The organism is Ruegeria lacuscaerulensis, from assembly GCF_013034745.1.
In the GTDB taxonomy this organism is placed as follows: domain Bacteria; phylum Pseudomonadota; class Alphaproteobacteria; order Rhodobacterales; family Rhodobacteraceae; genus Ruegeria; species Ruegeria lacuscaerulensis_B.
Genome location: NZ_WQGP01000002.1, coordinates 392,407 through 412,825, shown reverse-complemented (window position 1 = coordinate 412,825; position 20,419 = coordinate 392,407). Strand labels below are relative to the sequence as shown.

Below are 20,419 nucleotides of genomic sequence, written 5' to 3'. Positions count from 1 at the left end.
CGCAGTTCAGACATTCATCAGCAGATGCTCACGCTCCCACGGAGAGATAACCTGCAGGAACTCTTCATACTCGGCGCGTTTGACGATGCCATAGACGCGGGCAAACTCGGGGCCTAGAACCTCATGCAAGGCGGTCGCTTCATCGAATAGGTCCAGAGCATTGCCCATGACCTGCGGGATATCGCCGTCGCCTTCGTAAGCGTCGCCATAGAACTGACGGCGCGGGCGTTCCTGTTGGACCAGGCCCAGATAGCCGCAGGCCAGCGACAGGGCGATGCCCAGATAGGGGTTGCAGTCCATCCCGGCGATGCGGTTTTCGACCCGGCGCGCCTCGGGCCCCGACAGCGGTACGCGGATGCCCGTGGTGCGGTTGTCGCGCGCCCATTCCAGATTGATCGGCGCGGCGTGATCTTTCACATAGCGGCGATAGGAATTCACATAGGGCGCCATCACCGCCAGACCCGAGGGCAGGTGGTTCTGCAACCCGGCGATGAAGTGATAGAATGCGTCCGTTTCGCCCCCTTGCGGGCCCGAGAAAATGTTCTGCCCGGTCTCCATGTCGATGATCGAATGATGGATATGCATGGCCGAACCCGGCTCATCCACGATCGGTTTCGCCATGAAAGTAGCAAAACAGTTGTGGCGCAACGCCGCCTCGCGGATCAGGCGTTTGAAATAGAACACCTCATCGGCCAGCTTCACGGGATTGCCGTGGCGCAGGTTGATCTCCAGCTGGCCCGCGCCGCCTTCCTGCGTAATGCCGTCAATCTCGAACCCTTGGTGTTCGGCGAAATCATAGATGTCGTCGATCACTGGTCCGAACTCGTCCACGGCTGTCATCGAGTACGCCTGCCGCGCCGCCGCCGGACGGCCCGAGCGGCCCATCATCGGCTTGATTTCCTGCGCGGGATCCACGTTGGGGGCAACCAGAAAGAACTCCATCTCTGGGGCGACGACCGGTTTCCAGCCCTTGTCGTGATACAGTTGCACCACGCGTTTCAGCACGTTGCGCGGGCTGAACGGTATCGGGTTGTCGTCACGGTCATAAGCGTCATGGATCACTTGCAACGTCCAGTCGCCCGTCCACGGTGCAGCGGATGCGGTCGTGAAATCAGGCTTCAGGATCATGTCCCGTTCGATAAACCCATCCTCACCCGCGGCCTCACCCCAATCGCCGGTAATGGTCTGGTAAAAGATGCTGTCGGGCAGGTGGAAATAGGATTGCTTGGCAAATTTCGAGGCGGGTACCGCCTTGCCGCGCGCGATGCCGGGCAGGTCCGAGATGATGCATTCGACCTCATCCAATCGGTGGCCGTCGAAATAGCTGCGGGCTGCCTGCGGCAGTTGGTCTGTCCAGTCGGCCATCAGGCCCTCTCTTTCTTCAAAAACTCCGCCATGAATTGCCCGATCTTGGGGTTGTCGTCATTGGCAGGCAGGCGGTCAGTGGCCGCTTGCATCAATTCGTCAGGCACAAGGCCCTTGCCGCGTGTCTCAATCAGGCCCTGGATAAAACGGTCACCATATTCGGGGTGGGCCTGTACGGTCCAGATCGTGTCGCCATAAGCCACCATGGCGTTGCGACAGAAATCGTTGGTACCGGTGACGCGCGCGCCGTCGGGTAGGGCGACGACCTGATCCTGATGCCACGCATTCAGGGTAACTGTCTGGCCATCAAGGTCATAGTCGGTGCGCCCAACGGCCCAGCCTCCGGTGAACTTTTCAACCTTTCCGCCCAGCGCCTGTGCGATGATCTGGTGGCCAAAGCAGACGCCAATCAGCGGCTGGCCTTTGTCGCGGATCGCGCGGATCAGATTTTCCAGCGGGGGTATCCACGCGTGATCCTCATACGCTCCATGGCGCGAGCCGGTGATGACCCAGCCCTCAGCCGCATCCGTGCTGGCGGGAAACTCTCCATCAACGACGTTGTAGGTTTCGAACGTGAACCCGTTCCCCCCAAGCAAGGCACGGAACATGCCGTCATAGGTGCCGAACTCACCGTACAGTTCGTCCGGGGGGTGGCCGGTTACAAGGATGCCGATTTTCATGAGTCACCAAATTTGATCAAATTCATTCTAACGAACCCAAAGGGGCCGGGCAAGGGGGGTCAGACGGCCTCGACGTAGCTTAGCCAGTGCTCTTCGGGGGGACGCTCGGCGAAGCGTCGGACTTCCTGCCGTTTGGTCATCGCCAGAAAGCGGATCAAATCAGCAGGGAAGATGCGCGCCACTTTGGGGTCGGATTCGAAGGTAGTGATCGCGGCCTCCCAATCGCCCGCCAGTTGGGGCAGGCCACCGATTTCATAGGCGTTGCCGGTGATCGGGGCGGGCGGCTGAGCTGCGTCCTCGATCCCGTTCATCGCGGCACCCAGAACGGCGGCCAGCATCAGGTAGGGGTTGATGTCGCCACCGGCCACGCGATGTTCAATCCGGCGGGCGGCAGGGGCACCGCCGGGAATGCGCAGGGCAGCGGTGCGGTTCTCGTAAGCCCAACTTGCACCGGTGGGCGCGTGGGCACCGGGCACGAGCCGGGTGTAGGAATTGCCGTGCGGCGCAAAGATCAGCGTGCTACCGGGCATCGCCGCCAGACACCCTGCAACTGCGTGGCGCAGCGTGTCCGTCCCCTCGGGGCCGCCATTGTCAAAGACGTTCCGACCGGCCTGATCCACGGCCGAGAAATGCACATGCATCCCATTGCCCGCATCATCAGCATAGGGTTTGGACATGAACGTTGCGGTAAACCCGTGCTTGCGGGCAAGTCCGCGCGTCAATACCTTGAAAAGCAATGTATCGTCGGCGCAACGCATCGCATCCTGATGGTTCAGGTTAATTTCGAACTGGCCGATGCCGCTTTCGGAAATGGCGGTCTGGGCGGGTATGCCCATCGCGGCGCAGCCATCGTAAAGCTCGGTGAAAAAGGCATCGAACGCGTCCATCTCGGCCATGGACAGAACAGCCTCATCCACCAGCCTGCGCCCGGTAATGGGGTTCATCGGCGGTTGTGGCTGCGCGCCCGAGGAATCGAGCAGAGTGAATTCCAGCTCGGTCGCCGCGATTACCGACCAGCCGCGCTGGGTATAACGGTCCAGCACAGCGCTCAGCGCGTGGCGGGGGTCTCCGGTGAACGGGGTGCCGTGGTCGTCGTACAGACACATCGGCACCAGTGCGGTCTCCACCTCAAGCCAGGGCATCGGGACCGCGCCGCGATCGGTGGGCAGCAGCACACCATCGGCGTCACCAGTTTCAAACACCAGCGGACTGCCGTCAATATCCGCGCCCCACAGATCCACATTCAGCGCCGAGAACGGCATCCGCACGGAGCCTTTGTCCAGCTTGTCGGAATACGAGGGCGGCACGCGTTTGCCCCGCAACTGACCGTTTAGGTCACAGGCTGCAACGCGAAAACTGTGCAAGGCGCTCAGGTCCATCGGGGGCTCCATCATTGTGGTTCTCCCGAGGTTTAGTCGACACGGCGCGCCTTGTCACGAAATTTGATCAAATTAAGCCCGCGCCGGGTTCAGGCGGCGCGGGGCAGGGGGTCAGGCGAAGCTGACACCGTTTTCAGCCATCGGATGCTCGGCCACCAGAACGCCTGACATCGCGTGGATCGCATTTGCCAGCGCCGGTGCGGACGGGGGCGTTCCGGGTTCGCCCACGCCAGTCGGCGCCTCGGCGGACGGCACGATATGCACGTCGATGGCGGCGATATCACTGATGCGCAGCGGCTCGTAATCCGGGAAGTTGGACTGATCGACCGCCCCGCTTGTCAGCGTGATCTGGTCGCGCATCACATGGCCGATGCCATAGCCTATGCCGCCTTCCATCTGCGCTTTGACCACGTCGGGGTTCACCGCGATGCCGCAATCCACGGCACAGGTGACCTTTTCGATCTTGATGCCGTTTTCCGGATCGCCCGAGATTTCAACGACTTCAGCCGCATAAGACCCAAAGGATTTATGCACCGCTATCCCCTGAGAGCGTCCCGCGGGTACGTTGCCCCAACCCGCCTTTTCGACCGCCAGTTTCAGAACGGCGGCCTTACGTTGTTGATCGGGGTTTGTGCTGTCGGAGAGGTGGGCCAGACGGAATTCAACCGGGTCACGACCTGCGGCTTCGGCCACTAGGTCCATCATGGTTTCCATCGCATAGGCTGTATGGGTATGACCCACCGAGCGCCACCACAAAACCGTTGTCGCCTTGGGTGTGTCGGTCAGGCCAACGGCCATTCCAGGGATGGCATATGGGCTGTCAGCCACACCTTCGACCGAGCTGTGATCGACGCCGTCATGCACCAGAACGGCCTCGAACGCGGTGCCCTTGATCACCGATTGCCCGGCGATCTGATGTTGCCAGCCAACGATATTGCCGTCCGTATCCAGACCCACACGGACTTTATGGCCAAAGGCGGGGCGATAGTAACCGCTGCGAATGTCATCCTCTCGCGTCCAGACCAGTTTCACTGGGCGCGAGCGATCGGTGACTACAAAGGCCAGCGCGGCTTCGACCTGATAGTCCGCATCGGGCGTGGCGCGACGGCCAAAGGAACCACCAGCCAGCATGGTCTTGATGTGGATCTTCTCGGGTGGCAGCTGGAATATCTGCTGATAGGCCATATGAGGGCCCGTCGGCATCTGTGCGCCGTCATGCAGGACGATGTCACCCTCAGCAGTTTGTTCGATGGTGCAGTTCAACGGCTCCATCGGTGCGTGAGCCAGCAGTGGGAAGTAGAAGGTTTTTTCAACCACCTTATCCGCGCCATCGATGGCTGCTGAAACCGCTGCAACATCCGCCTTGTTCACGTTGTAAGTGGGCTCTGCATCCAGCGCGGCCATGATCTCGGACCTGATCTGATCTGAATCGCGGGTCTCTGCGCCCGACATGTCCCAGTCGACCTCAAGCGCGTCGCGCGCCTGGATCGCGGCCCAAGTGTTTTCGGCATAGACCGCAACACCTGCCTGATTGGGCAGAACAGCGGCGCTGATATAACCTTTGACCTCTTTCGATGCGCTGTCATCAAAGCCAAGTGCGATTCCGCCCTTGGATTCAGGACGCTTGATCATCGCGACCATTTGGTTCGGCAGATGCACATCCATCGCATACATCGCCTGACCGTTGCCCTTGATAGCCGAGTCCTTGCGGCGCACGGCTGCGTTGCCGATCAGGCGGAATTCGGACGGGTCTTTCAGGCGTGGCTCGGCCGGGGCCTCAAGCTGAGCAGCGGCCGCCACGAACTCCGCAATCGGAGCGGATTTTTCACCGGCCTTGACGATGCCTTCCTCGATGGTGATGCCCGACGAATCCACGCCCCAGCTTTGGGCGGCGGCGTTGATCAGCATCTCGCGTGCGGCAGCACCGGCCTGACGATATTGCAGCCAGGAATTCGCCATCGCGGTCGATCCGCCTGTGCCCTGGAACGGGCCGAACAGCAGGTTGTTATAGACATTCGGATCAGAGGGCGCGAATTCATATTCGATCTGATCCATGGTCAGGCCGATTTCCTCGGCGATCAGCGTCGGCAGGCCGGTGGCCGGGCCCTGACCCTTTTCAAAATGCTTTACGATGGCGGTTACGGTGCCATCCGCGTCGATTTTCACGAATGGGTTGAACTGAGCGGTCTCGGACGAAGCTGCCGCCAGAGCGCCATCGGGGCGGGCACCGACCAGCAGCACGGCACCGGCAGCAGCGGCACCTTTCAGAAATCCACGGCGAGAGGTGTTGATGGTCATAGATCAGGCCTCCAGAATCTCGGATGCGCGCTGGACGCCGGCGCGGATGCGTTGATAGGTGGCACAGCGACAGGCGTTGCCATACATGTACTCGTCGATTTCCTCGGCCGAGGGTTTGGGGTTTTCGGACAAAAGCCCGACAGCCGACATCACCTGACCCGACTGGCAATAGCCGCACTGGACCACGTCCAGCTCGACCCAGGCCTGCTGGACTGCGGCGCCGATTTTGTCGTCGCCCACGGCCTCAATCGTCGTGACCTCAGCATCTTCGACGTCTTCGATGTAGGTCTGGCACGAGCGCACGGGCTCGCCATTCAGATGCACGGTGCACGCACCGCAGGACGCGACGCCGCAGCCGAATTTGGTTCCGGTCAGCTTCAATTCATCCCGGATCACCCACAGAAGGGGCGTGCCGGGTTCGGCGTCGACCGTGTGGGTCTGGCCGTTCAGTTTCAAGGTCAGTGACATGAGGGGAGATACTCCATGTTGGGCTGGCTACCTGAATCGGTAAACTTGCGGGTTTACCATAGGTGACGTTCCAATCTCTGTAAACCCATGCGTTTACCTAGTGTTTGACCTTGCTCTGTCAATGGGCTTATAGCTTGCAGATATGAACGACATAAGCGCGCCGAATGCGGCCAAACACGCTCAGATCATCGAAGCTGCCGTCGCCGAGTTCCAGGAAAAGGGGTTCGCGGCGGCCAGTATGGACCGTGTGTCTGCTCGCGCCGAAGTGTCCAAGCGCACATTGTACAAGTATTTCGAAAGCAAGGAAAATTTGTTCCGGTCCATCGTTGTGGAGCTGTCGAACCGGTTCGCCGGTGTGCTGGATATCCGCTATGAAAAGGGCCGCGATATCCGCGAGCAACTGACTGAACTGGCTTGGGCCGAAGGGCGTATTCTGATGCTGCCCGAGGTGATGGCAATGTCGCGTATGGTGATCAGCGAAGTTTTGCGCAGCCCCGAACTTGCGGCGGCAGCGCAGGGCAAACTGGACAAGACCTCGGTGTTCATTCGGATGTTGCGGGACGCGGCAGAGGACGGCCAGTTGCAAATCGACGACCCCGACGCCGCAGGTCAGGAGTTCATCGGATTGATCAAGGCGCGGGCGTTCTGGCCGATGGTGTTCACCGGCAGTGTCCTGAGCGAGGCCGAAATGACCGACACGATCAACAGCAGCGTTGAGATGATCCTGAGCCGCTATGGCCAGTGATCCACAGCGCGGTTGCGGCGTGGCAATCCTGCGCGGGTGTTTCTACCTCTGCTTGCAGGTTTGCCGATGACGCGTGATGACGCATCTTTAACACTTGCGTGAGATTTTCGCGCAAAATCAAAGTAAGCTTTGCTTCTTTTCCGTTCTGAACGGAATACTGTGTCAAACGTTACTTTTTCGGAGCGTTCATGCGACTTAGCGTCGGCATCGCTGTCTCAATCCTGGTTGCCTTCTCGATCGGCGTCTCGACGTTTGTGGTCCATTCCTTGTGGTGGACGACGGCGCGCGATAACAGCCGCATGCTGGCTGCAGAAATCAACACGCAGATCGCCAATACCGTGCGTACCGAGGTGGGCGCGACGCTGGGCTCGGCCGAGGCCGCCTGGGCCGCGGTACGTACGATCTTTGTGCAAAACGTTATTGAGACCCGTCAGGCCGATAAGCGCGAATTCGTGTTTCTGTCGCAATTGCAGGCACAGCCCAACATCTCGTGGATTTTCTTTGGCTGGCCGGACGGCAATTTCTTTGCCTCGCATCGTCTGGGTGATGGTGGGCTTGAGATGGTCGAAATTGACGACCAAATCCACGACCGCATGTTGCGAAAGGACCAGTATATTTTCATCCCCGGCGACATTCAGTTTGAGGCGCGCACCTTTTCGGAGACCACTTATGACCCCCGTGACCACGCGTGGTTTGGGAATTTCATGGGTCTGAACTCTCAGGGGTGGATCGAAGCACGTGATTTGCCGGGCAGCAACAAAACCGTTTACGCGTTTGCTGGACCTGTCGATGTTAACCGCAGACGCGAAGGTGTCTTGGCCGTCGCGATCGAAACGGACCGGCTTTCGCGCTTTCTGGCCACTTTGAACCCCGGTGAGTTCGGGGCGGCCTTTATTCTGGACGCGGATGGCAAGGTCATCGCTGTTCCTGATCAAGAAGCGGATGAGGTGACGCCTGCGCGGATGGGCGAAGGCGAACTTTACGAAGTTGCCATGATCTCGGGCGAACAGCTTTTAGGCGGCTCCAAGGCCAAAGCGGCGGGCAGCCAGAACCAGAGGGTGGTGATCGACGGGGTTCCCTACGCGGTCGCACTGACCCCGCTGGGGTTTTATGGCTGGCGGGTGGCCACGGTGATCCCGGAATCTGCGTTCTTGTCGGGGATCGACAAGACGCTGATCAACCTGCTGTATATTCTTATCGTCGTGGTGACTTTGGCCATCGGGTCGACGATCTGGCTGGCGCGCAGCATTGTGGCCAAACCGCTGGCGCGCATCGCCGAAGACCTAAACAAAATCGAACGATTTGACGTCGAAGAAATCTCGCGCAGGCCCTCAAAGCTGTCCGAACTGGCCAATCTGTCTGCTGCAACTGCGAGCATGGCGGCCGGTTTGTCGGCTTTTCGCAAATATGTCCCGACCGATCTGGTGCGCATGCTGGTTGCCGAGGGCATCAAATCGCAACCGGGTGGGGACATCAAACGGATCTCAGTCCTGTTTTGCGATGTGACCGGCTTCACTGGGCTGTCCGAAAAGCTGGGTCCGCGCATCGTACAATTGATGGAGCCGTTTTTCAGCGCGGCATCTACCGCGATTACTCGCCATGACGGCACCATCGACAAGTTCATGGGGGATGCGGTAATGGCGTTCTGGGGCGCTCCGCGTACCGATGCCGATCACGCCGAAAATGCTTGCCGCGCCGCGTTGGACCTGATCGCCGCTGTCGATGAGGCCGGTATCGTGGACGACGCTGGGCACCCCCTGCGTGTGCGCATCGGTTTGAACAGCGGTGAAGCTCTGGTGGGCAATATCGGTTCGGAGCAGCGGCTCAACTATACGGCCATCGGTGATGTGGTGAATGTGGCCAGCCGGTTGGAAGGGGCGAACCGGTCTTTTGGTACTTTGATCCTGATCGGCCCGGAAACGCGGCGCGAGTCGGGCGATGCGATTGTCGTGCGGGAACTGGACACACTGACCCTCTTTGGGCGGGATCAGGAGCTGGTGGTTTATGAGCTGATCGGCATGCGAGATGGGTTCGACGCCCCTGACGACTGGATTGTGGCCTACGAACAAGGGCTGGCACATTACCGGGCCAAACGGTTCGAGCAGGCGATTGCAGCGTTTGAGGCGGCAGATCAACTGCGTGGCGGCGACCCCGCGTCGGTAGTCATGAAAACCCGCGCGCATGAGTTGCTGAGCGCCCCTTTGCCCAAGGGGTGGCGCGCTGTGACCCATACGGAAAAGAACTGACGCGCTTTTCGGCTGTTGACCGGCCTTGATCGAATGCGGCCGCGTTTCGTCGCCTGCTGCTGTTCGTTTCGAGCGTATGTGATAAAGGGTGCCGCACTCGAATCGGCAATTCGGCACCAAATGTTTTGTAAAGGTGCCTTTCTTGAGCGTGTAAGGCGAACCTGGTGACGAACGAAATACGAAATGCAGCGCGCCTGAGCGTGGCCCCCATGATGGATTGGACAGACCGCCATTGCCGGTATCTGCACCGTCTGCTGAGCGCCGAGACCCTGCTTTACACCGAGATGGTCACGGCCCCCGCTTTGGTACGCGGCGGGGCGCTGCATCTGTTGGACTATAGCCCACAGGAACATCCCGTAGCGCTGCAACTGGGTGGGTCGGACCCCGCCGAACTGGCGAAAGCCGCGCGTCTGGGGGGCGAGGTCGGGTACGATGAGATCAATCTGAACTGCGGCTGCCCGTCGGACCGCGTGCAATCGGGCACATTCGGCGCGGTGCTGATGAAAGACCCGGCCCGCGTGGCCGAATGCGTGGCCGCGATGCGCGAGGCGGTCGATGTCGAGGTCACGGTCAAATGCCGGATCGGCGTTGATGATCAAGACCCGGAGCAGGTTCTGCCCGCCTTTCTTCAGACCATCCGCGCGGCAGGGTGCGAACGCGTCACCATTCATGCGCGCAAGGCGTGGCTGCAGGGGCTCAGCCCCAAGGAAAACCGCGATATCCCGCCGCTCGATTATGATTTGGTGCACCGGATGAAGACGCAGTTCAGCGATATGCATGTGTCGATCAATGGCGGCATCATCTCGCTGAAACAGGCGCAAGAGCATCTGGATCAAGGGCTGGATGGTGTCATGATCGGCCGAGCTGCCTATCACCAGCCCGCCGATATTCTGGCAGAGGCGGACCCGCTGATCTACGGAGTCGGGCAGGCCGCCGATCCGGTCGATGTGGTTCAAAAAATTGTGCCTTATGTCGAGCAACACCTTGCCGCGGGGGGGCGTTTGCATCAGATCACCCGCCATATGCTGGGTCTGTTCGCTGGGCGTCCCGGCGCGCGTGCCTGGCGACGGGCCTTGTCCGAAGGGGCCGTGCAGGACGGGGCAGGGCCTGAGGTCATGTTGCAGGCGCTCGACCGCGTTGCGCCTTTGACTGACGCGTGAGAATTCAAAACGCGGCCTTTGGGTCGGGATGGGGGAAAGATGCCAGAGACGATATTGCTGGTTCAGATGCTGGCACTTTTGCTTGTGATCGGAGCGTTCGCGGGCGTGTTGGCCGGATTGCTGGGTGTTGGCGGTGGGATCGTTCTGGTTCCGGCCTTTTTCTATGCGTTTCAAACGCTTGGTTATGGCGGTCCGCAACTGATGCAGCTGTGTCTTGCAACTTCGCTGGCCACAATCATTGTCACGTCAATCCGCTCGGTTCTGGCCCATAACAAGAAAGGTGCGGTGGATTGGTCGATCCTGCAAAGCTGGGGGCCGGGCATCGCGCTGGGCGCAATCCTCGGCGTGATGGTGGCGTCGGCCCTGCGAACCGAGGCTTTGCAGGCGCTGTTCGGCGTACTTGGGATGGTAATAGGGGCCTATTTGGGGTTGGGCAAGTCGGAATGGCGGCTAGGTGACGCGATGCCCAAGGGCGTGCGGCGTGCGGTCCTGTCTCCGGGCGTTGGGTTCCTGTCGGTCCTGATGGGCATCGGAGGGGGCAGTTTCGGCGTGCCGCTTATGAGCCTGTTCAACACGCCAATTCACCGTGCGGTCGCGACGGCTGCCGGGTTTGGTGTAATCATCGCCGTGCCGTCGGTCATCGGCTTTCTGTTTCTGGGCATCGCGCCCGAACACCGCCCGCCGCTGACCATTGGCGCGGTCAATCTGGTTGCTTTCGCCATCGTGGTCGCAATGACCATGATTACGGCGCCTTGGGGCGTAAAACTGGCCCATGCGATGGACCCGAAACCACTCAAAAGGGTCTTTGCGGTCTTTCTGACATTGGTCGCGCTGAACATGCTGCGCAAGGCGGTGGGGCTTTGATGGATTTCCACGAGAGGGGCTGGGTGAAGTTTCCGTATGATCCGGTTTTGGCTGACTGGGTGCGGCACGCTTTACCACAGGCGCGCGCCTCGGTGGCGGACCCGGCCCATGCCCAATGGGTGGATTGCGAGGGCACTTGGTTCATCGGCGTCGATGCGCTGGACAATGATGCGCAGGGACGGGTCGGGCAGTCGGATATCCTGTCCGGGCAGGCCATGGGGTTTATTGTCGAACAGTACGGAACGCTGCCGCTGCACAAAGGTCAGGTCTCGATAATCTATCCCGGCTATCCCAAACCGCGCCGGGGCGAGAATGAGGCCGCAGCGCGGTATCGACGCAATCGGGATGCGGCGCATGTGGATGGTCTGCGCCCGACGGGACCGGACCGCCGCCGCCGCGTGGATGAGCCGCACGCGTGGATATTGGGAATACCGCTGACCGATGCCAGTGCTGATGCCTCACCCATGGTTCTGTGGGAGGGCAGCCACAAAATCCTGCGCACCGCTTTTGCAGAAGGGCTGATGGATCACCCCCGCGACAGGCTGCACGAGGTGGATATCACCGACATCTACCAAACCACCCGACGCGAGGTGTTCGACACCTGCCCGCGTATCGAACTGCCCGCCAAACCTGGCGAGGCGTATTTGCTGCATCGCCATTGCCTGCACGGGGTCGCGCCGTGGCCGGATGGTGCAAATGCCGGGCCGGACGGTCGGATGATTGCCTATTTCCGCCCCGAATGCGCAGGGGGTGTGGCCGAGTGGATCGAATCTCCGTAACCTGCCGCCATTGTTTTGGTTTGGAGGTTTAGGGGTATGATTACGGTTCACACAAGTTCGGACGGCGCGCAGATTGAGGTCGAGCTGTCCGGCGAAGTCACCAGCACCGATTACAGCGAAACGCTTGTTCCAGCGATCGAATCGGCGCTGGCAGAGCATGAGAACGTGCGCCTGATGGCCGTCGTTCAGCCCGAGTTCAAGGGCTATGACCTGGGGGCGGCGTGGTCGGATACCAAGCTGGGTCTCAGCCATTGGCGCGGCTTTGATCGGATCGCCGTGGTGGCTGATCAGGGGTGGGTGCAGACCAGCACTCGTCTGGCCGCGCCGATCATGCCCTGTCCAATGCAGGTTTTCGAACTGGCCGATATCGAAGAGGCGCGGCGGTGGTTGCGCGAATCCTTGGGCTCGATCCATGTTACCGATTTGGGCGGACCCTGTGTTCAGATCAGCCTGTTGGGCAAGCTGGACCCCGACGAATACCAAAAGGCCGGGGCGCATCTGGACGATCTGCTGCGCGACAAGACCGGGTTTCGTCTGCTGATCGACCTCAGCGCTTTTGACGGCTGGCGGGGCCTTACGGCTTTAGCTGCGCATTTCCGACTGGCAAGCGGCCATATCGGACGGCTGGATCGCGCGGCTATCGTGGGCGACAAGGCATGGCAACATCTGGCGCAACGCGTCGCAAGCCATGTGCTGGGTGCGCGTACCCAGTTTTTCCCGGCAGAAGAGATAGATAACGCAAAGACCTGGCTTGCCGCTGGCTAGTGTCAGGATCGGCGGATTGACGCCAAGTCAGCCCATTTGGCGACATGTTGTTCTTGATTGACCAGTCAGAATAAATCTAGTGTCCCAATGTTTGCCCCGTCGACCACGCGGGGCAACAAAAATGCCGAAACGCGCCGTTGTGGGTTGCCACTCACTCACAAAATGTCTTCGAACTTGACCCCCTCGGAGTTCAGACCAACCTGCAACGGCGCTGGCGCGGCACAGGGGTCGGGAACCGGGGAGGTAGGGTCAGGATTTGTTCAGACGCGCCGACCGTCCGCCCCGCCGTTTTGCAAGCTGCGGCTTGCGGTCGGGCAGGGACTCCATGATCTCGGCACGTTCGGAACTGTCCATCTTGGACCAGCGCGAGATCTCGTCGATGGTGCGATAGCAGCCGGTGCAGATCCGCTCTGTCGGGTGCACGACGCAAATCTGGACACAAGGGCTTTCGACCTCATTCCGTTTCCAGACCATGTTTGTCATAGGCGTCATCCGTCCTTACAGAAAGCGCAGCCTGTCCAGCGCTCCTTGCAAGATATAACCGGCGGCGACGTGATCAATAACCTGTCCGCGACGTTTTCGTGTCGTATCCGCCTCAAGCAGTGCTTTTTCTGCCGCAACAGTGCTGAGGCGTTCGTCCCAGAACCCGATGGGGACATCGGTCAGACGCATCATATTGCGGGCAAAAGCGCGGGTCGACTGGCACCGGGGGCCTTCGGATCCGTCCATGTTTTTTGGCAGGCCCAGAATAACTCCGCCAATTTCACGTTCTGCAATCAGCTCTAGCAGGCGTGCGGAATCGAGCGTGAATTTCTTGCGTCGAACAGTCTCCAGAGGGCTGGCCACGCCGCGCATCCGGTCCGAGACCGCGACCCCAATGGTCTTTTCCCCCAGATCCAGCCCCATCAGCGCCGTCATTGGTGCAAGAGCCGATGCGAAATCTTCAAACGCGTCGTGGATCATTGCGCGATCCCGGCCTGAAACGCGGCTGCGTCAAGCAGTTCCAGCGCCTCGGTATCGCCTGCAAAGATGTCCACGGCTTCTTTCATGATATCAATCGCGCGCTGGCCTTCACCCAGAACCCCCAAAGCGGCAATAAGCTGCGCCCAATCCTCGACCGGACCGCCTTCGGTGGCCAGACGATCTGACAGCTGGTTGACCATGCCTTGGATCATTTCTTGCCGTTCCTCTGGCGTCAAAGCCGCGGCGGCGTCGATGTCTTCACGGCTAGGGCCGGACGGTGCCGGGATATTTGGCGGGTTAAACACGCCTGCCCGGAAAGCCAGATCGTCAAGCTGGGCGTAGATGGCCTCGACCCAAGGCGCGCCGGGTGGGGCGACGCGCAGGGCGTCGATCCAGATGCGATAGCCGATGTCAGGACGTCCGACCTGAACCATCATTTGCCCCAGATAGTAGTTTGCAGGGCCATGACGCGGATCACGCTGCAATGCCTGCTTCAACGCCTCTTCCGCCTCAGGCGAGACATAGCCATTGGCCGACAGGATCATCATCTCGGCCAGATGCGAATAGGCATCCGCCGGAGCGGCGTCACCGGAAAGTTCGATCACCCGCTGCTGCGCGGCGTAGGCAGCCCGGAAATTCCCTGCGTTTGCCTCATGTTGCGCCAGCAGGATATGGCCTTGCAGGTCGTCGGGGCGTGTCGAGACTGTTTCACGCAATTGCTCCAGTAGGGCAGCGTAGCTTTCGTCCAGTTGCGGCTGTGGAGCGGCGGGTAGGTCGGCCTCGACCTGAGCCTGGCTGGGGCGGTCGGCCCGTAAGGCTTCGGCCATCTCCTTGCGCAGCTCCAGTGGCTGATCCGGTAGTCCGGCCGCGCCCATCTGGCGATACATCCAGAATCCGCCGCCTACTAAAACGGCAGCAACGACCGAGATTGCGACGACATTGGCCCAGAGCGGCGGTCCATCCTGATCCGTTTGCGCCTGCATCTGCGCGTCAGCGGCCAGAATGCGGCGCGAGATTTCGGTTCGCACACGTTCTGCGTCCGCTTCGCTGACGACGCCCCGCGCCAGATCGCGATCAACACCTGCCAGTTGCTCGCGATACACACGCAGGTCGTAGGTTGCGGCGGGTTCACGGTTTTTACGCCCCCTGAACATCGCATAGCCAAGGAACGCGGCAATCAGCAGCGCGGTGAGGATCAAGAGGGCCCAGAAAGTCATGACAGCTCCAGTATAGCTGCCCTGACTTAGACCTGCAGGCGCGTAGAAAAAAGGGACAAATGGCCGCGAGACGATTACAACACGCAATATTGGGCGCTATGTCGCAATAGTGCGATATTACGGCGTTGAACGGCAGGGGTATAGTGTCGTTACGCGGCATACCTTCGCACAATCACCGAACCGGATGGATTCGCTTATGAAACACTATTCAGCCTTTGCTGTGGCGCGTGAAGCGCTGCGCTATCACACCGGGTGGGAACGCGCTTGGCGTTCGCCCGAGCCTAAGAGGAAATACGACGTGATCATCGTCGGTGCCGGTGGTCATGGTTTGGCTACGGCGTATTACTTAGGTAAAAACTACGGCATTCAGAATGTCGCCGTGATCGAAAAAGGCTGGCTGGGTGGCGGCAATACCGGCCGGAACACGACCATCATCCGGTCGAACTATTTGCAGGATCCGTCGGCGGCGTTGTACGAAAAGGCACGCAGCCTCTACGAGGATCTGAGCCAGGATCTGAACTACAATATCATGTTCAGCCCGCGCGGCGTAATCATGTTGGCGCAGACACAGCACGAGATCCGCGGTTATCAACGCACGGCCCATGCCAACGCGTTGCAAGGAGTGAAGACCGAGTGGATCACGCCCGAGCGCGTCAAAGAGCTGGTGCCGATCATCAATCTGGACGGGCCGCGCTATCCGGTTTTGGGCGGTCTTTGGCAGGAACGCGGTGGTACCGCGCGTCACGATGCGGTGGCCTGGGGTTACGCCCGTGCCTGTTCGGCCATGGGAATGGACATCATCCAGCAATGCGAAGTCACCGGCGTGCGTCAGGAAAATGGCCGCGTTGTGGGCGTCGACACCACCAAAGGCGCGATCGACTGTGACAAGCTGGGCATTGTGGTCGCGGGCCATTCCGGTCAGCTGGCCGAGATGGCGGGCTTCCGTTTGCCGCTTGAGGCCGTGGCGCTGCAGGCGCTGGTGTCCGAGCCGATCAAACCCTGCATGGACGTGGTTGTGATGGCCAACACTGTGCACGGCTACATGTCGCAATCCGATAAGGGTGAGATGGTCATCGGTGGCGGCACTGACGCTTACAACAACTTCACCCAGCGCGGTTCGTTCCATCATATCGAGGAAACCGTGCGGGCGCTGGTCGAGACCTTCCCGATGATCTCGCGCCTGAAGATGTTGCGCCAGTGGGGCGGTATTGTGGACATGACCGGCGACCGCTCACCCATCCTGTCGAAAACGCCTCTGGGTGGATGCTTTATCAACGCTGGTTGGGGCACGGGCGGCTTCAAGGCCATTCCGGGCTCGGGCTGGGGTATGGCGCAGCTGATGGCTACGGGTCATTCGCCGCTGACCGAAGCCTTCACGATGGACCGTTTTAAAGAGGGCCGCTTCATCGACGAAAGCGTCGCCGCCGGGGTGGCGCACTGATGAGATTTTTCGTCGAAAAATCTTACGCGCCCGACACGCTGATTTCGCAGGACACTGCCGTGTACCTGCTGCCAAAAGGATGACCAGATGCTGATCCTGAATTGCCCATATTGCGGCGTCGACGCCGAAGAAACCGAACTGGCCGCAGGCGGCGAGGCGCATCTCAAGCGCTATGGCCCCGGCTCGTCGGATGATGAGTTCCACGACTATCTGTTCATGCGTGAAAACCCCAAAGGCGTTCACTTCGAACGCTGGCGCCACGCCAATGGTTGCGGCAAGTGGTTCCATGCGGCGCGCTGCACCAACACGCTCGAAGTCTTCGGTACCTATTCCGCTCAGACCACCGAGCCTCCGCAAGAAATCCGCGAGGCGATCACCGCCAAGCGCCCCGGCTGGACCTGGAGAGAGTTCGAATGATCCAACCAGCCACCCGTAATTCCGCCTGCGAAAGGTCCGCAACATGAGCACCCGTCTCGCAAATCAAGGCCGGCTGATCGACCGGTCGAAACAGGTTACATTCAGCTTCAACGGCACCTCGATGCAGGGCTATGAGGGCGACACGCTGGCCTCAGCTCTGCTGGCCAATGATCAAATGATGATGGGCCGATCGTTCAAATATCACCGTCCGCGCGGCGTTGTCGCCAGCGGCGCGGAAGAGCCGAACGCTCTGGTCGGTCTGGGGCAGGGCAACCGGTTCGAGCCGAACCAGCGTGCAACCACGACCGAGCTGTTCAATGGCTTGACCTCGATCTCGCAGAACCACTGGCCGAACCTCGAGTTTGATATCGGGTCGATCAACACCCACCTGTCGCGCTTCTTGCCGGCGGGCTTCTACTACAAGATGTTCATTCATCCCAAGCCGTTCTGGAAACACGTCTACGAGCCGTTCATCCGTCAGTCCGCGGGTCTTGGCAAAGCGCCTGACAAGGACAACCGCGATGCGGACACGTACGAGCACTTCTACCACTTCACCGATGTTCTGGTAATCGGCGGCGGTGTAGCGGGTCTTCAGGCTGCGAAAGTGGCAGCCGCGTCCGGTGCCAAAGTCATGCTGATCGAGCAGACTGCCCATTGGGGTGGCCGGGCTCCGGTTGACGGTGGTACGATCAATGATGAGCCTGTGGATAAGTTCGTGGAACAATTGGTTTCCGAACTCGAAGCAATGGACAACGTCACGATGCGCAATCGTTGCATGGGGGCCGGGGTTTATGACCACGGTTACGTGCTGGGATATGAGCGTTTGACCGACCACAAGCCGGGCACTCAGGGCCCACGTCACCGGCTGTGGCGCATCCGCGCCAAACAGGTTGTAACTGCCACCGGCGCGATCGAGCGTCCGCTGTCCTTTGCGGGCAACGATGTGCCGGGCGTGATGCTGGCCTCGGCCATGCGCGACTATGTGGTGAACTGGGGCGTGACCCCCGGCGACCGCGTAATCGTTGCGACCAACAATGATGACGCCTATCGCACTGCGATCATCCTGAAACAGGCCGGTGTCGAGGTTCTGCGTATCGTGGATGCGCGCACGACAGCCGGACCGCTGGCCGATGAGGCGCGCCAGCTTGGCATTCAGGTCGATCCGGGCAAAGCCATTGCCAAGGTCAAGGGCGGCAAACGCGTCAAAAAGGTCGAACTGTGCAATCAGGAAGGCATCGGCGGTGCACGCGAAGAGGTCGAGTGCGACGCGGTCGCCATGTCGGGCGGCTGGTCTCCGGTCGTTCATATGTGGTCGCATTGCGGCGGCAAACTGATCTGGGATGAGGCGCAGGCGCATTTCCGGCCTGACCCGTCGCGGCCTCCTCTGGGCGCTGATGGTGAAGGGTTCGTGCTGGCCGCGGGCTCGTCGAATGGTCCGCTGGCGCTGGGCGATGTTCTGACCGACGCGGATGCGGCGGGCAAGGCAGCAGCCAAGGCGGCTGGTTTCACAGCGAAACGCACCAAGGCTCCGGTCGGTGAGACCACGGCTGAGGCTCCTATGGCGGCGGTTTGGTTGATGCCCGCCAATGCCGAGATCGGTTTGCGGATGAAATCTTGGCTGGATTTCCAGAACGACGTCAAAGTATCCGACGTACAATTGGCCGCGCGCGAGGGTTACGAAAGCGTTGAGCACACCAAGCGCTACACGACGCTTGGCATGGCGACCGACCAAGGTAAGTTAAGCAACATCAACGGCTTGGCGATCCTTGCTGATGCGCTGGATTCCGAAATCCCGAAGGTTGGTACCACAACCTTCCGCCCACCCTATACGCCCATCTCGCTGGCGTCGATCGGCGGCGAAGCACGCGGTGAGGTGTTCCAGCCGATCCGTCAAACCCCGATGCATGATTGGCACGACAAGAACGGCGCTGATTGGGAGCCGGTCGGCCATTGGCGCCGGACCTATGCCTATGTTCGTCCCGGTGAATCCGTGCATGACGCGGTCAATCGCGAGGTGAAGAACACCCGTGAAAACCTCGGCCTGCTGGATGCCTCGACGCTGGGTAAGCTGATCGTGAAGGGCCCCGACGCGGGCAAGTTCTTGGACATGCTGTATACCAACATGATGTCCACGCTGAAGGTCGGCAAATGCCGCTATGGCCTGATGTGCTCGGAAAACGGCTTCCTGATCGACGACGGCGTTGTGGCCCGCATCGATGAGGACACATGGCTGTGCCACACCACCACCGGCGGTGCCGAGCGTATCCATGGTCACATGGAAGAGTGGCTGCAGACCGAGTGGTGGGACTGGAAAGTCTACGTCGCCAACGTGACCGAGCAATACGCACAGGTCGCCGTGGTCGGCCCCAACGCTCGTAAGGTGCTGGACAAGCTGAACGCACAGGCGGGCGGCGGCATGGATCTGTCGAAAGAGGCGCTGCCATTCATGGAATGGCGCGATGGCAAGATCGGCGCGTTCGACGCGCGGGCCTATCGCATCTCGTTCTCGGGCGAGCTGTCCTATGAGATCGCGGTTCCCGCATCTCAGGGTCAGGCCTTCTGGGACGCTCTGATGGACGCGGGCAAAGAATTCGGCGTGATGCCTTACGGCACCGAATGTCTGCACATCCTGCGGGCCGAAAAGGGCTTTATCATGATCGGAGACGAGACAGACGGCACCGTGATCCCGCAAGATCTGGGGCTGCACTGGGCGCTGTCGAAAAAGAAAGAGGACTATCTGGGCAAACGCGCTCATACACGCAGCCACATGGCCGATCCGGACCGTTGGAAACTGGTCGGGCTTGAGACTGTGGATGGTTCTGTCCTTCCCGATGGTGCCTATGCGGTGGGCGAAGGCGTCAATGCCAACGGTCAGCGCAACATGATCGGGCGCGTGACCTCGACCTATTACTCGGCCAATCTGGGCAAAGGCATCGCCATGGGCCTGATCAAGCACGGCCCTGACCGGATGGGCGAGATTGTCGAGTTCCCGGGCACCGACGGAAAAATCTACAAAGCGAAGATCGTGGACCAGATCTTCTTCGACAAGGACGGGGAGAAGCAGAATGTCTGAACCCATCAGCGCACTGAACCACGCCAGCTTTGAGGGCATCGCCAAAGTCGAAGAATGCGGCCTGCAAGGCATGATCACGCTGCGCGGCGATCTGTCCGATAAGGCGCTGGCGAAGGCCGTCAAAGACGCAACCGGGCAAAAAATGCCCGGTCAGCGCGAAGCTTTCGTCGAAGGCGAGTCCGGCGTGTGCTGGATGTCCTCGGACGAATTGCTAGTGCTGGTGCCCTATGCCGAAGTCGACGCCAAGCTGGCGGCCATGACCAAGACACTAAGCGGCACCCATTCGTTGGCTGTAAACGTGTCGGACGCGCGGGCTGTGTTCCGTGTCTCGGGCGCCAGTTCCCGCGAGGTTCTGGGCAAAATCGCCCCGGTTGAGCTGTCGGCCGAGGCCTTCCAACCCGGTCAAATCCGCCGCTCGCGCCTTGCACAGATCGCCGGGGCGTTCTGGATGGACGACACTGAGACTTTCCGCGTTGTCTGTTTCCGTTCGGCTGCGGATTACGCGTTCAACTTGCTTAAAGTGGCCGCGCAACCGGGCAGCGAGGTTGGGATCTACTGA

At 60.3% G+C, this 20,419-nt stretch carries 18 protein-coding genes; 10 read left to right on the top strand and 8 right to left on the bottom strand.

Going from position 1 to position 20,419, the window contains the following annotated elements; all coding sequences use genetic code 11:
- Positions 1-6 precede the first annotated feature (6 nt).
- The 5 genes from GOV79_RS05545 to GOV79_RS05525 all read right to left on the bottom strand — a co-directional run bounded on the left by GOV79_RS05545 (position 7) and on the right by GOV79_RS05525 (position 6,190).
- A complete protein-coding gene (locus tag GOV79_RS05545) occupies positions 7-1,365 on the bottom strand; it encodes a glutamine synthetase family protein (RefSeq protein WP_170788882.1) in 1,359 nt (452 codons plus the stop codon).
- Positions 1,365-2,045 carry a type 1 glutamine amidotransferase gene (locus GOV79_RS05540; RefSeq protein ID WP_170788881.1) on the bottom strand — a complete coding sequence of 227 codons (681 nt, stop codon included), beginning with the start codon at positions 2,043-2,045 and terminating at the stop codon, positions 1,365-1,367. Before GOV79_RS05540 ends, GOV79_RS05545 begins: the two co-directional genes overlap by 1 nt.
- A gap of 59 nt (positions 2,046-2,104) precedes the next feature.
- On the bottom strand, positions 2,105-3,424 hold the full coding sequence (locus GOV79_RS05535; RefSeq protein ID WP_170789004.1) for a glutamine synthetase family protein: 1,320 nt from the start codon (positions 3,422-3,424) through the stop codon (positions 2,105-2,107).
- Between the two features lie 111 nt (positions 3,425-3,535).
- Positions 3,536-5,722, bottom strand: coding sequence for a xanthine dehydrogenase family protein molybdopterin-binding subunit (locus GOV79_RS05530; RefSeq protein ID WP_170788880.1), 2,187 nt, complete (start codon positions 5,720-5,722; stop codon positions 3,536-3,538).
- Between the two features lie 3 nt (positions 5,723-5,725).
- Positions 5,726-6,190: a (2Fe-2S)-binding protein gene (locus GOV79_RS05525; RefSeq protein WP_170788879.1), complete on the bottom strand. Its 465-nt coding sequence runs from the start codon at positions 6,188-6,190 to the stop codon at positions 5,726-5,728.
- A 142-nt stretch (positions 6,191-6,332) separates the two neighbouring features.
- On the opposite strand from GOV79_RS05525, the gene GOV79_RS05520 reads away from it, so the two are divergent.
- From GOV79_RS05520 to GOV79_RS05495, 6 genes are all read left to right on the top strand, one after another.
- Positions 6,333-6,935, top strand: a complete 603-nt coding sequence (locus tag GOV79_RS05520) for a TetR/AcrR family transcriptional regulator (protein WP_170788878.1) — start codon at positions 6,333-6,335, stop codon at positions 6,933-6,935.
- 188 nt (positions 6,936-7,123) lie between these two features.
- Positions 7,124-9,181, top strand: coding sequence for an adenylate/guanylate cyclase domain-containing protein (locus tag GOV79_RS05515; protein WP_170788877.1), 2,058 nt, complete (start codon positions 7,124-7,126; stop codon positions 9,179-9,181).
- Positions 9,182-9,345: 164 nt separating this feature from the next.
- Complete coding sequence (gene dusA / locus GOV79_RS05510; RefSeq protein WP_331252361.1) at positions 9,346-10,341, top strand: tRNA dihydrouridine(20/20a) synthase DusA; 996 nt, start codon at positions 9,346-9,348, stop codon at positions 10,339-10,341.
- Positions 10,342-10,380: 39 nt separating this feature from the next.
- Positions 10,381-11,205, top strand: coding sequence for a sulfite exporter TauE/SafE family protein (locus GOV79_RS05505; protein WP_170788876.1), 825 nt, complete (start codon positions 10,381-10,383; stop codon positions 11,203-11,205).
- Complete coding sequence (locus tag GOV79_RS05500; RefSeq protein WP_170788875.1) at positions 11,205-11,984, top strand: phytanoyl-CoA dioxygenase family protein; 780 nt, start codon at positions 11,205-11,207, stop codon at positions 11,982-11,984. The genes GOV79_RS05505 and GOV79_RS05500 overlap by 1 nt, the downstream gene beginning before the upstream one ends.
- Positions 11,985-12,020: 36 nt before the next feature.
- On the top strand, positions 12,021-12,749 hold the full coding sequence (locus GOV79_RS05495) for a SpoIIAA family protein (RefSeq protein ID WP_170788874.1): 729 nt from the start codon (positions 12,021-12,023) through the stop codon (positions 12,747-12,749).
- Between the two features lie 249 nt (positions 12,750-12,998).
- On the opposite strand, the gene GOV79_RS05490 is transcribed toward GOV79_RS05495, so the two are convergent.
- From GOV79_RS05490 to ccmI, 3 genes are read right to left on the bottom strand one after another with little or no spacing between them, the layout of a single operon-like run.
- Positions 12,999-13,232 carry a DUF1289 domain-containing protein gene (locus tag GOV79_RS05490; RefSeq protein ID WP_170770376.1) on the bottom strand — a complete coding sequence of 78 codons (234 nt, stop codon included), beginning with the start codon at positions 13,230-13,232 and terminating at the stop codon, positions 12,999-13,001.
- A gap of 15 nt (positions 13,233-13,247) precedes the next feature.
- Entirely contained in the window at positions 13,248-13,712 is a 465-nt protein-coding gene (gene ruvX / locus GOV79_RS05485) for a Holliday junction resolvase RuvX (protein WP_170788873.1), read from the bottom strand.
- Entirely contained in the window at positions 13,709-14,929 is a 1,221-nt protein-coding gene (gene ccmI / locus GOV79_RS05480; protein ID WP_170788872.1) for a c-type cytochrome biogenesis protein CcmI, read from the bottom strand. The genes ruvX and ccmI overlap by 4 nt, the downstream gene beginning before the upstream one ends.
- Before the next feature lie 196 nt (positions 14,930-15,125).
- Between ccmI and GOV79_RS05475 the strand changes: the two genes are divergently transcribed.
- The 4 genes from GOV79_RS05475 to GOV79_RS05460 all read left to right on the top strand — a co-directional run bounded on the left by GOV79_RS05475 (position 15,126) and on the right by GOV79_RS05460 (position 20,419).
- Positions 15,126-16,370 carry a sarcosine oxidase subunit beta family protein gene (locus GOV79_RS05475; RefSeq protein ID WP_170788871.1) on the top strand — a complete coding sequence of 415 codons (1,245 nt, stop codon included), beginning with the start codon at positions 15,126-15,128 and terminating at the stop codon, positions 16,368-16,370.
- Positions 16,371-16,457: 87 nt separating this feature from the next.
- Entirely contained in the window at positions 16,458-16,787 is a 330-nt protein-coding gene (locus GOV79_RS05470; RefSeq protein WP_170788870.1) for a sarcosine oxidase subunit delta, read from the top strand.
- A gap of 43 nt (positions 16,788-16,830) precedes the next feature.
- Positions 16,831-19,860: a sarcosine oxidase subunit alpha family protein gene (locus GOV79_RS05465; RefSeq protein WP_170788869.1), complete on the top strand. Its 3,030-nt coding sequence runs from the start codon at positions 16,831-16,833 to the stop codon at positions 19,858-19,860.
- Complete coding sequence (locus GOV79_RS05460; RefSeq protein ID WP_170788868.1) at positions 19,853-20,419, top strand: sarcosine oxidase subunit gamma; 567 nt, start codon at positions 19,853-19,855, stop codon at positions 20,417-20,419. Before GOV79_RS05465 ends, GOV79_RS05460 begins: the two co-directional genes overlap by 8 nt.

Bases quoted from the DNA above. Each gene is read 5' to 3' on its own strand.
- GOV79_RS05545 (WP_170788882.1), bottom strand. From the start codon at position 1,365: ATGGCCGACTGGACAGACCAACTGCCGCAGGCAGCCCGCAGCTATTTC.
- GOV79_RS05540 (WP_170788881.1), bottom strand. From the start codon at position 2,045: ATGAAAATCGGCATCCTTGTAACCGGCCACCCCCCGGACGAACTGTAC.
- GOV79_RS05535 (WP_170789004.1), bottom strand. From the start codon at position 3,424: ATGGACCTGAGCGCCTTGCACAGTTTTCGCGTTGCAGCCTGTGACCTA.
- GOV79_RS05530 (WP_170788880.1), bottom strand. From the start codon at position 5,722: ATGACCATCAACACCTCTCGCCGTGGATTTCTGAAAGGTGCCGCTGCT.
- GOV79_RS05525 (WP_170788879.1), bottom strand. From the start codon at position 6,190: ATGTCACTGACCTTGAAACTGAACGGCCAGACCCACACGGTCGACGCC.
- GOV79_RS05520 (WP_170788878.1), top strand. From the start codon at position 6,333: ATGAACGACATAAGCGCGCCGAATGCGGCCAAACACGCTCAGATCATC.
- GOV79_RS05515 (WP_170788877.1), top strand. From the start codon at position 7,124: ATGCGACTTAGCGTCGGCATCGCTGTCTCAATCCTGGTTGCCTTCTCG.
- GOV79_RS05505 (WP_170788876.1), top strand. From the start codon at position 10,381: ATGCCAGAGACGATATTGCTGGTTCAGATGCTGGCACTTTTGCTTGTG.
- GOV79_RS05500 (WP_170788875.1), top strand. From the start codon at position 11,205: ATGGATTTCCACGAGAGGGGCTGGGTGAAGTTTCCGTATGATCCGGTT.
- GOV79_RS05495 (WP_170788874.1), top strand. From the start codon at position 12,021: ATGATTACGGTTCACACAAGTTCGGACGGCGCGCAGATTGAGGTCGAG.
- GOV79_RS05490 (WP_170770376.1), bottom strand. From the start codon at position 13,232: ATGACAAACATGGTCTGGAAACGGAATGAGGTCGAAAGCCCTTGTGTC.
- ruvX (WP_170788873.1), bottom strand. From the start codon at position 13,712: ATGATCCACGACGCGTTTGAAGATTTCGCATCGGCTCTTGCACCAATG.
- ccmI (WP_170788872.1), bottom strand. From the start codon at position 14,929: ATGACTTTCTGGGCCCTCTTGATCCTCACCGCGCTGCTGATTGCCGCG.
- GOV79_RS05475 (WP_170788871.1), top strand. From the start codon at position 15,126: ATGAAACACTATTCAGCCTTTGCTGTGGCGCGTGAAGCGCTGCGCTAT.
- GOV79_RS05470 (WP_170788870.1), top strand. From the start codon at position 16,458: ATGCTGATCCTGAATTGCCCATATTGCGGCGTCGACGCCGAAGAAACC.
- GOV79_RS05465 (WP_170788869.1), top strand. From the start codon at position 16,831: ATGAGCACCCGTCTCGCAAATCAAGGCCGGCTGATCGACCGGTCGAAA.
- GOV79_RS05460 (WP_170788868.1), top strand. From the start codon at position 19,853: ATGTCTGAACCCATCAGCGCACTGAACCACGCCAGCTTTGAGGGCATC.